General features: G+C 66.4%; 9 protein-coding genes. All 9 read left to right on the forward strand.

The genetic code is table 11. The features are described from left to right. The first annotated feature begins 227 nt into the window (after positions 1–227). Positions 228–1,301, forward strand: a complete 1,074-nt coding sequence (gene rfbB, locus CXK94_RS20615; RefSeq protein WP_037042455.1) for a dTDP-glucose 4,6-dehydratase — start codon at positions 228–230, stop codon at positions 1,299–1,301. Beyond that, complete coding sequence (rfbA, locus tag CXK94_RS20620) at positions 1,298–2,170, forward strand: glucose-1-phosphate thymidylyltransferase RfbA (protein ID WP_102895707.1); 873 nt, start codon at positions 1,298–1,300, stop codon at positions 2,168–2,170. Before rfbB ends, rfbA begins: the two co-directional genes overlap by 4 nt. Then, positions 2,167–2,712, forward strand: coding sequence for a dTDP-4-dehydrorhamnose 3,5-epimerase (rfbC, locus tag CXK94_RS20625; RefSeq protein ID WP_037042459.1), 546 nt, complete (start codon positions 2,167–2,169; stop codon positions 2,710–2,712). Before rfbA ends, rfbC begins: the two co-directional genes overlap by 4 nt. Beyond that, positions 2,709–3,626, forward strand: coding sequence for a dTDP-4-dehydrorhamnose reductase (gene rfbD, locus CXK94_RS20630; protein ID WP_102895708.1), 918 nt, complete (start codon positions 2,709–2,711; stop codon positions 3,624–3,626). The genes rfbC and rfbD overlap by 4 nt, the downstream gene beginning before the upstream one ends. A gap of 125 nt (positions 3,627–3,751) precedes the next feature. Next, entirely contained in the window at positions 3,752–5,560 is a 1,809-nt protein-coding gene (locus CXK94_RS20635) for a sensor histidine kinase (protein ID WP_037042461.1), read from the forward strand. Further along, positions 5,557–6,951, forward strand: coding sequence for a sigma-54-dependent transcriptional regulator (locus CXK94_RS20640; RefSeq protein WP_102895709.1), 1,395 nt, complete (start codon positions 5,557–5,559; stop codon positions 6,949–6,951). Before CXK94_RS20635 ends, CXK94_RS20640 begins: the two co-directional genes overlap by 4 nt. A 553-nt stretch (positions 6,952–7,504) precedes the next feature. Beyond that, a complete protein-coding gene (dctP, locus tag CXK94_RS20645) occupies positions 7,505–8,500 on the forward strand; it encodes a C4-dicarboxylate TRAP substrate-binding protein DctP (RefSeq protein WP_102895710.1) in 996 nt (331 codons plus the stop codon). A gap of 261 nt (positions 8,501–8,761) precedes the next feature. Further along, positions 8,762–9,388: a TRAP transporter small permease gene (locus CXK94_RS20650; protein ID WP_037042465.1), complete on the forward strand. Its 627-nt coding sequence runs from the start codon at positions 8,762–8,764 to the stop codon at positions 9,386–9,388. Further along, positions 9,389–10,669, forward strand: coding sequence for a C4-dicarboxylate TRAP transporter large permease protein DctM (dctM, locus tag CXK94_RS20655; RefSeq protein ID WP_102895711.1), 1,281 nt, complete (start codon positions 9,389–9,391; stop codon positions 10,667–10,669). It abuts the gene before it with no gap. The last annotated feature ends 179 nt before the right edge of the window (positions 10,670–10,848 follow it).

A 10,848-nucleotide genomic window follows, 5' to 3' on the forward strand; every position in this document is an offset into this window, starting at 1 on the left:
GCCGAACGCGCGCGCAAGCCACTCCTCGCGGCTTGGCCGATCTTCAACCCGGCGCCCTGGCGCGCCGGCTGCCCGGCATCGTGCCAGTGCCCTATGATGCACTCCGGTAACCGAACGGTCACCCGGCGCCCCACGACACCCGGGAATTTTTGTACCGGGGGCCGGTCTATCGTGCCGACATGCTAAGAGCCTGACGCTCGACAGCGCGCCAAGGAAGCCCAATCACTATGCGCATTCTCGTTACCGGCGGGGCCGGATTCATCGGCTCCGCGCTGATCCGTCATCTCATTCTCGATACCGAGCACAGCGTGCTCAACCTGGACAAGCTGACCTATGCCGGCAACCTCGAGTCGCTGGCCAGCGTGGAAGACAACCCGCGCTATCAGTTCCTCCAGGCCGACATCGCTGATCGTGAGCGGGTCAGCGAGGCGCTGCTGGACTTCCAGCCGGACGCCGTCATGCACCTGGCCGCCGAGTCCCACGTCGACCGCTCGATCGACGGCCCGGCCGAATTCATCCAGACCAACATCGTCGGCACCTACCAGCTGCTGGAGGCCACCCGTGCCTACTGGCAGAGCCTGCCGGCCGAGCGCCGCGCGGCGTTCCGCTTCCACCACATCTCCACCGACGAGGTGTACGGCGACCTGCACGGCGTCGACGACCTGTTCACCGAGACCACGCCCTACGCGCCCAGCTCGCCCTATTCGGCGAGCAAGGCTTCGTCGGACCACTTGGTTCGCGCCTGGCAGCGTACCTACGGCCTGCCGGTGCTGGTGACCAACTGCTCGAACAACTACGGGCCGTTCCACTTCCCCGAGAAGCTGATCCCGCTGGTGATCCTCAACGCGCTGGATGGCAAGCCGCTGCCGGTCTACGGCGACGGCTCGCAGATCCGCGACTGGCTGTTCGTCGAGGACCACGCCCGCGCGCTGCTCAAGGTGGTCAGCGAAGGCGAGGTCGGCGAGACCTACAACATCGGCGGCCACAACGAGCAGAAGAACATCGACGTGGTGCGCGGCATCTGCGCGCTGCTGGAAGAGCTGGCGCCGAGCAAGCCGGCCGGCCTCGCCCGCTATGAAGACCTGATCACCTTCGTCAAGGATCGCCCAGGCCACGACCTGCGCTATGCCATCGACGCCGGCAAGATCGAGCGCGAGCTGGGCTGGGTGCCGCAGGAAACCTTCCAGAGCGGCCTGCGCAAGACCGTGCAGTGGTACCTGGACAACCTCGAATGGTGCCGTCGCGTGCAGGACGGCAGCTATCAACGCGAGCGCCTCGGCGCCCTGGAGAACATCGCATGAAAGGAATCATCCTCGCCGGAGGCTCCGGCACCCGTCTGCACCCGATCACTCTCGGCGTATCCAAGCAGCTGCTGCCGATCTACGACAAGCCGATGGCCTACTACCCGATCTCGGTGCTGATGCTCGCCGGCATCCGCGACATCCTGGTCATCTCCACCCCGCAGGACCTGCCGCAGTACCGCAACCTGCTGGGCGACGGCAGCCAGTTCGGGGTCAGCTTCAGCTACGCCGAACAACCCTCGCCGGACGGCCTGGCCCAGGCCTTCCTGATCGGTGAAGAATTCATCGGCGACGACTCGGTGTGCCTGATCCTCGGCGACAACATCTTCCACGGCCAGCACTTCACCGAGAAGCTGCAGCGTGCCGCCGCCCAGGAGAAGGGCGCCACGGTGTTCGGCTACTGGGTCAAGGACCCGGAGCGCTTCGGCGTGATCGACTTCGACGAGAGCGGCAAGGCGCTGTCCATCGAGGAGAAGCCGAAGAAGCCCAAGTCCAGCTACGCGGTGACCGGCCTGTACTTCTACGACAACGACGTGATCGAGATCGCCAAGTCGATCAAGCCATCGCCGCGCGGCGAGCTGGAGATCACCGACGTCAACATGGCCTACCTCGAGCGCGGCGACCTCAACGTCGAGCGTTTCGGCCGCGGCTTCGCCTGGCTCGACACCGGCACCCACGACAGTCTGCTGGAGGCCTCGCAGTACGTGCAGACCATCGAGCACCGCCAAGGCCTGAAGGTCGCCTGCCTGGAAGAAATCGCCTACCAGCACAAGTGGATCGACCGCGAGCAGCTGCTGCGCCGCGCCGATGCCCTGGGCAAGACCGGCTACGGCCAGTACCTGTTCAAGCTGGCGGGTGAAGACGCATGAACGTGATCGAGACCGGCATTCCCGACGTCCTCGTCATCGAGCCCAAGGTCTTCGGCGACGAACGCGGCTTCTTCTACGAGAGCTTCAACGCCGCCGCCTTCGAGGCGGCGACGGGGCTCAAGCGCCAGTTCGTCCAGGACAACCACTCCAAGTCCCAGCGCGGCGTGCTGCGCGGCCTGCACTACCAGATCCGCCAGCCGCAGGGGAAACTGGTGCGGGTGGTGGCCGGCGAGGTGTTCGACGTCGCCGTCGACCTGCGCCGCAGCTCGCCGAGCTTCGGCCGCTGGGTCGGCACCCGCCTGAGCGCGCAGAACCAGCGCCAGCTGTGGATCCCCGAAGGCTTCGCGCATGGTTTCGTGGTACTCAGCGAGAGCGCCGAGTTCCTCTACAAGACCACCGACTACTATGCACCGGAGCACGAGCGCAGCCTGCTGTGGAACGACCCGGCGCTCGGCATCCAATGGCCGATCGACGAGCCACCGCAACTGTCCGCCAAGGACCAGGCCGGCAAGCCCCTCAGCGAGGCGGAACTGTTTCCATGAAGATCCTGATCACCGGTAGCAAAGGCCAGCTCGCCCGAGAACTGCAGCTCGAACTCGCCGGTGTCGGCAAACCGTTGGCCCTGGGGCACAACGCCATGGACCTGGCCGATCCCGAGCAGATCCGCCAACAGGTGCGCCTGCTGCGTCCGGACCTGATCGTCAACGCGGCGGCCTATACCGCCGTCGACCCGGCGGAAACCCACCGCGAGCAGGCCTTCGCGGTGAACGCCCACGGCCCCGGTGTGCTCGCCGAAGAGGCGGCCCGGCTCGGCGTGCCGCTGATCCACTACTCCAGCGATTACGTGTTCGACGGCAGCAAGGCCGAACCCTACACCGAGCACGACACGCCGCACCCGCTGGGCGTCTATGGCGCCAGCAAGCTGGCCGGCGAACAGGCGATCCAGGCGGTTGGCGGCGAGCACCTGATCCTGCGCACCAGCTGGGTCTATTCGCAACACGGCACGAACTTCCTGCTGACCATGCAGCGCCTGCTGCAGGAGCGCGATGCGCTGTCGGTGGTGAGCGACGAGATCGGCGCACCGACCTGGGCGGCCAGCATCGCCCGGGCGACGGCCGAGATCGTGCGCAAACGCCAGGCCGGCGAAGGCGGCCCCGGCGGCCTCTATCATCTCACCGCCAGCGGCGAGACCTCCTGGTACGGCTTCGCCTGCAGCATCGCCGAACAGCTGCGCCAGCAAGGCCGCTTGAAAGCCCGCATCGAGCCGATCCCGTCCCGCGACTACCCGACCGCGGCCGCCCGCCCGCTCAATTCGCGGCTCAGTTGCGCCCGGCTGCAGCACGACTGGGGCATCCGCCTGCCGGATTGGGAAAGCGCGCTGCATGAATGCCTGGCGCGATCGCACCCGCAACCCGCCGACGCCCAGCTGGCCCAGGCCGCGTCGGTCGGCCGCTGACTCCGCGACCAGGCGGTGCCTGCCAGGCGAACCGCCGCACCCGCGGCTCGTCGTCGTTCACACGTCGACAATGAACCGCAGCACGATCCGCGTGCATAATGCGCCCGACCCACAGGCGCCCACGCATGACCGCACCGCTTACTCCCCGTCGCCCCCGCTGGCGCAACCTCGCCCTGCTGGCGCTGCTGCTGGCGCCCCTGCTCTGGCCGTTGCAGCAACTCGCCGAGCGTTACTACCGCAACGAGCTGACCGAACAGAACCGGCAGACGCTGGATCTCTACGTCGCCAACCTGCTCGGCACGCTGAGCCGCTATGAAGTGCTGCCGCGCATCCTCGGCGACCTGCCGGCGCTACGCGCCGCCCTGCAGCACGCCGAGGAACCATACGTGCGCGACAGCGCCAACCGGCTGCTGAAGAAGCTGCGCAAGCAGACCGGCGCCGACGTGATCTACCTGATGGCGACCGACGGCAACACCCTGGCGGCCTCCAACTGGGACGAGGAAGACAGCTTCGTCGATCGCAACTTCGCCTTCCGCCCCTACTTCCGCCAGGCCATGGAGGGGCGCCTCGGACGTTTCTTCGGCCTCGGCACCACCTCCGGCAAGCGCGGCTACTACTTCGGCGCGGCGGTGCGCGACGGCGACCAGGTGCTCGGCGTGCTGGTGGTCAAGGTCGACCTGGATCACACCGAGACGCTGTGGGGCAGCACCCCGGAGCAGCTGCTGGTGACCGACAACTTCGGCGTGGTGATCCTCACCTCGCGGCCGGACTGGCGGTTCCGCGCCACCCGCGGGCTGGGCGTGGACGAGCGCGAGCAGATCGCCTTCGACCAGCCCTACCCGACGCTCTACCCGCAGGACCTGACGCTGAATATCGACGCCTGGCTGATCCAGAGCCGCGAGCTGAAGGAGACCGGCTGGACGGTGCGCATCCTCGCGCCGATCAGCCTGGTCGAACGCCCGGTGCGCACCGTGGTCGCCATCGGCGCCGCCACGCTGCTGGCCTTGCTGCTCTGGCTCGGCCTGCTGATGCAGCGTCGCCGACATTTCCTCGAACGGCTGGCGCTGGACAGCCAGGCACGCCAGCAGCTGGAGCAGCGCGTGCTCGAGCGCACCCGCGACCTGGAGGCACTGAACAGCCGGCTCAAGGTCGAGGTGCTCGAGCGCGAACAGGCCCAGCAGGAACTGGTGCGCGCCCAGGACGAGCTGCTGCAGGCCGGCAAGCTGTCGGCACTGGGCACCATGTCGGCGAGCATCAGCCACGAACTCAACCAGCCGCTGGCGGCGATTCGCAGCTATGCCGACAACGCCCGCGTGCTGCTCGACCATGAACGCGTCGATGAGGCGCGCGACAACTTGCGGCTGATCAGCGAACTGACCGCACGCATGGCCTCGATCATCGCCCACCTGCGCGCCTTCGCCCGCCGCGACCAGCACGCCCCCGAGCGGGTGGCGCTGCAGCCGGCGCTAGACGATGCCCTGGCCCTGCTGGCCAAGCGCCGCCAGGCCATGGCCGTCGAACTGATCCGCGACCTGCCGGAAGCGACCCTGTGGGTCCAGGCGGGCGAAACGCGGCTGCGGCAGATCCTCGCCAACCTGCTGGCCAACGCCCTCGACGCGCTGGCCGAGCGACCGCCGCCGCGACGCATCTGGCTGCGTGCCGAGCAGCAGGGCGACGGCGTGCTGCTGAGCCTGCGCGACAATGGCCCGGGCTTCAGCGCAGAAGCGCTGCAACGCGCCCGCGAGCCGTTCTTCACCACCAAGACCAGCACCCAGGGCCTCGGCCTCGGCCTGGCGATCTGCGATACCCTCAGCCGTGCCCTGGGCGGCGAGCTGCACATGAGCAACCATCCCGACGGCGGCGCCCAGCTCAGCCTGTTCCTGCGCAGCGCCGAGCCCGGGGTCGCCTTTCCCACCGAGGACCATTTCCAATGAGCAGTGACAACCCGATCAGCGCCCAGGCCCAGGTGGTACTGATCGACGACGATCCGCACCTGCGCCAGGCACTGAGCCAGACCCTCGACCTGGCCGGCCTCGAGGTGATCAGCCTGGGCGATGCGCGCGACCTGGCCGCCCGCCTGCCGGCGGACTGGCAGGGCGTGGTGGTCAGTGACATCCGCATGTCCGGCATCGACGGCCTCGAACTGCTGCAGCAGCTGCGCGCGCGCGACGGCGAGCTGCCGGTGATCCTCATCACCGGCCACGGCGATATCCAGCTGGCGGTGCAGGCGATGCGCGCCGGCGCCTACGACTTCCTGGAAAAGCCCTTCCCTAGCGAAGCGCTGCTGGACAGCGTGCGGCGTGCCCTGGCGCTGCGCCAGCTGGTGCTGGACAACCGCAGCCTGCGCCTGGCCCTGGCCGACCGCCAGCAACTGTCGTCGCGCCTGCTCGGCCAGTCCCAGGCGATGCAGCGCCTGCGCGAACAGATCGGGGCGCTGGCCGGCACCCAGGCCGACGTGCTGATCCTCGGCGAGACCGGTGCCGGCAAGGAAGTGGTGGCGCGCGCGCTGCACGACCTGTCGAGCCGGCGCAGCGGCCCGTTCGTGGCGATCAACGCCGGCGCGCTGGCCGAATCGGTGGTCGAGAGCGAGCTGTTCGGCCATGAGCCGGGTGCCTTCACCGGCGCGCAGAAACGGCGCATCGGCAAGTTCGAGTTCGCCAACGGCGGCACGCTGTTTCTCGACGAGATCGAGAGCATGAGCCTGGACGTGCAGGTCAAGCTGCTGCGCCTGCTGCAGGAACGGGTGGTCGAGCGGCTCGGCGGCAACCAGTCGATCCCGCTGGACATCCGCGTCATCGCTGCGACCAAGGAGGACCTGCGCGTCGCCGCCGACCAGGGCCGCTTCCGCGCCGACCTGTATTACCGGCTGAACGTGGCGCCGTTGCGCATCCCGCCGCTGCGCGAACGCAACGAGGACATCTTCCTGTTGTTCCAGCATTTCGCCGATGCCGCCGCCCAGCGCCACGGCCTGCCGATCCGCGAATTGCGTGCCGAGCAACGTGCGCAGCTGCTCAGGCACGCCTGGCCGGGCAACGTGCGCGAGTTGCAGAACACCGCGGAGCGCTTCGCCCTGGGCCTCGAGCTTGGCCTGGAGGACCCGGCCCAGGTTGCCGAGGGCACGGCGGCGACGGGCAGCGCGCTCAACGAACAAGTCGAGGCCTTCGAGCGCGCCCTGATCGCCGCCGAACTGGCGCGGCCGCATGGCTCGCTACGCAGCGTCGCCGAGGCCCTCGGCCTGCCGCGCAAGACGCTGCACGACAAGCTGCGCAAACATGGCCTGGTCTTCAACGATGCTGGCGGGTCCTCGCCAGATGAGGGCGAGTAGCTGGCGGTTTTCCGCCATGTTCTGGCCGGGCGCTCCACGAAACCGAACGAGCGCTCCGACAGCAGAACCGCACGGCTCCAGCGCTCACCAATCGCGAACCTTAGTCCCGAAAACCCGCATTCCCAGGCCCATGCATTCGCCAAAGACGAAGCCGGGCTTGTTCAATTATGAATTTCCAGCGGCCAGGGGCGCCCGGTAGAGTCAGCCGCAGCGTGGATCACTGGAGCGACGAAAGGAATCGATCGCGCCCACGGCAATTCGCCATTGGGCTGCCCATGACGGTGACCCGCCGAAAGACTGCAAACCTGCGAGCCAGACGGGCCGGCTGAGAATCATTCGTTAGTATTTTGCCATCATGCGAGTACACTCCGGCGTTACGCGTCGGATCGCCTTGTGCATTTGGCACAAGACTTGCCCTCGCTAACACGATGAACCGGTAAGTCAAGCCGATCAGCGCGCATGTTTCCAATGCCGCCTAGACTTGTCCTGCTGGTTACAGCCGAGCTTTCCGCTTCCATGCGGCAGCTCACTTCACAACAAGAGGAAACGTCTAATGTTCAAACTGACTGCCAAGGCGCTGGCTTGCGCCCTGTCGCTGAGCATCGCTGGTCTGGCCCAGGCGGCTGATCCGATCACCATCAAGTTCTCCCACGTGGTTGCCGAAAACACGCCGAAAGGCCAGGGCGCCCTGATGTTCAAGAAACTGGTGGAAGAGCGTCTGGCCGGCAAGGTCGAGGTTCAGGTTTACCCGAACTCCTCGCTGTTCGGTGATGGCAAGGAAATGGAAGCCCTGTTGCTGGGCGACGTGCAGTTGATCGCACCCTCGCTGGCGAAGTTCGAACACTACTCCAAGGGCGTCCAGGTCTTCGACCTGCCATTCCTGTTCAATGACATCGATGCGGTCGACCGCTTCCAGAAGGGCGAGGCCGGCCAGAAGCTGCTGCGCTCGATGGAAGACAAGAACATCACCGGCCTGGGCTACTGGCACAACGGCATGAAGCAGCTGTCGGCCAACAAGCCGCTGCGCGAACCGAAGGATGCCCGTGGCCTGAAGTTCCGCGTACAGGCTTCCGCCGTGCTCGACGAGCAGTTCAAGGCCGTGCGCGCCAACCCGCGCAAGATGAGCTTCGCCGAGGTCTACCAGGGCCTGCAGACCGGCGTGGTCAACGGTGCCGAGAACCCCTACTCGAACATCTACTCGCAGAAGATGCACGAAGTGCAGAAGTACATCACCGAGTCCAACCACGGTCTGCTGGACTACATGGTGATCACCAACACCAAGTTCTGGAACGGCCTGCCGGCTGACATCCGCGGCGAGCTGGAAAGCATCCTGAACGAAGTGACCGTTGCGGTGAACAAGCAGGCTGGCGAGCTGAACCAGGCCGACAAGCAGCGCATCCTCGATGCCGGCACCACCGAGATCATCGACCTGACTCCGGAGCAGCGTGAAATGTGGCGCGAAGCCATGAAGCCGGTCTGGAAGAAGTTCGAAGGCGAAATCGGCGCCGACCTGATCCAGGCTGCCGAAGCGGCCAACCAGGCTCAGTAAGCCTTGCCGGGGGTGGGCGCTGCCCGCCCCCGCGTTCCATCCATGCGACACCCGACAGCTCAGTGAAAAAACACAGCAGCTAGCGAAGGCGAAGCCCGCACCAGGGCAGGAAGGCAAGGCCAAGGTGATCCCGGGCCGCGCCGCTTCGATGGCGACAACAAGAGTTTTTCATTGCTCTGTCCCCCAGCCACCCGGCTGGCTCATGGCGCACCGTCCGTGCCGCCGTCGATACAACTAGCAGTCCATCGGGAGATGTCATCCATGAACGCCCTCTGGCGCGTCTGGGACCACTTCGAGGAGGGTTTCATCGCCTTCCTGCTGGCCGCCATGACACTGGTGACCTTCGTCTACGTGATCCTCAACAATCTCTACACGTTCTTCTACGACCTGGGTGACCGGTTCGAGGGAACCGCCGACTTCTGGTTCGCCATCGGTGACTTCATCATCGGCCTGGCCCAGTCGATGACCTGGAGTACCGCGCTGACCAAGGCGCTGTTCGCCTGGCTGATCTTCTCCGGCCTCGCCTATGGCGTGCGCACCGCCGGCCACATCGGCGTCGATGCGCTGGTCAAGCTCGCGCCGCGCCATATCCAGCGCGTCATCGGCATCATCGCCTGCCTGTTCTGCCTGGGTTATGCCGGCCTGCTGACCGTGGCCAGCTTCGAATGGATCCAGACCCTGTTCACCGCCAACATCGGCGCCGAGGACCTGGGCCACATCGGCATCAAGCAGTGGCATATCGGCATGGTCGTACCGTTCGGCTTCGCCATGGTGTTCATCCGTTTCGCCGAAATCTTCGTGCGCATCCTGCGCAACGAACAGACTGGACTCGGCCTGGCCGATGAAGCGGCCGACGCGGCCAAGCTCGGCGAAGAGGAGCCCAAGTAAATGACCATCCTGTTCCTGTTCGTCGCCCTCTTCTTCCTGATGTTCATCGGCGTGCCGGTGGCCGTGTCCCTCGGCCTGGCCGGTTCGCTGACGATCATGATCTTCAGCCAGGACTCGGTGCGCTCGCTGGCGATCAAGCTGTTCGAGACCTCCGAGCACTATACCCTGCTGGCGATCCCGTTCTTCCTGCTCGCCGGCGCCTTCATGACCACCGGCGGCGTGGCCCGCCGGCTGATCGACTTCGCCAACGCCTGCGTCGGCCACATCCGTGGCGGCCTGGCGATCGGTGCGGTGCTGGCGTGCATGCTGTTCGCCGCGTTGTCCGGCTCGTCGCCGGCCACCGTCGCCGCGGTCGGCTCCATCGCCATCGCCGGCATGGTGCGCTCCGGCTACCCGCAGGCCTTCGGCGCCGGCATCGTCTGCAACGCCGGTACCCTGGGCATCCTGATCCCGCCGTCGGTGGTGATGGTGGTCTATGCCGCCGCCACCGAGACCTCGGTCGGCAAGCTGTTCATGGCCGGCGTGGTGCCGGGCATCCTGCTCGGCCTCGGCCTGATGGTGGCGATCTACATCATCGCGGTGAAGAAGAACCTGCCGGCCCTGCCGCGCGCCTCCTTCCGCGAGTGGCTGTCCGCTGCGCGCAAGGCGGTCTGGGGCCTGCTGCTGATGGTGATCATCCTCGGCGGCATCTACTCGGGCATGTTCACCCCCACCGAGGCGGCGGCCGTGGCGGCAGTGTATTCGGCCTTCGTCGCGCTGTTCGTCTACAAGGACCTGTCCTGGCGCGAGTGCCCGAAGGTGCTGCTGGAGTCGGGCAAGCTGTCGATCATGCTGATGTTCATCATCGCCAACGCCATGCTCTTCGCCCACGTGCTGACCACCGAGCAGATCCCGCAGGCGATCACCGCCTGGGTCATCGAGGCCGGCCTGCAGCCGTGGATGTTCCTGCTGGTGGTGAACATCGTCCTGCTGGTGGCCGGCGCCTTCATGGAGCCGTCGGCGATCATCCTGATCCTGGCGCCGATCCTGTTCCCGATCGCCATCCAGCTGGGCATCGACCCGATCCACCTGGGCATCATCATGGTGGTGAACATGGAGATCGGCCTGATCACGCCGCCGGTGGGGCTGAACCTGTTCGTCGCCTCGGCGGTGACCGGCATGCCGGTCACCCAGGTGATTCGCGCGGTGATGCCGTGGCTGGCGCTGCTGCTGAGCTTCCTGCTGGTCATCACCTACGTGCCGTCGATTTCCATGGCACTGCCGAACTGGCTGGGCATGTAGCCGCTCGGACCACTCTCCTTCCATTTTTCGCCCGGCCCGTGCCGGGCTTTTTTTGTGCGCCCAGCATGGGCGCACTCTTGGAGGTGCAAGTCCTCCCGTGAGCTGGCCACAGTGAACGAAGCGAAGCGCAACTGCGTAAGGGTGACCGAGCGTGGGGAGGAAGCGTGGAGCGTAATCTG

Origin of the sequence: Stutzerimonas stutzeri (genome assembly GCF_002890915.1) — a bacterium.
Taxonomy (GTDB): domain Bacteria; phylum Pseudomonadota; class Gammaproteobacteria; order Pseudomonadales; family Pseudomonadaceae; genus Stutzerimonas; species Stutzerimonas stutzeri_AF.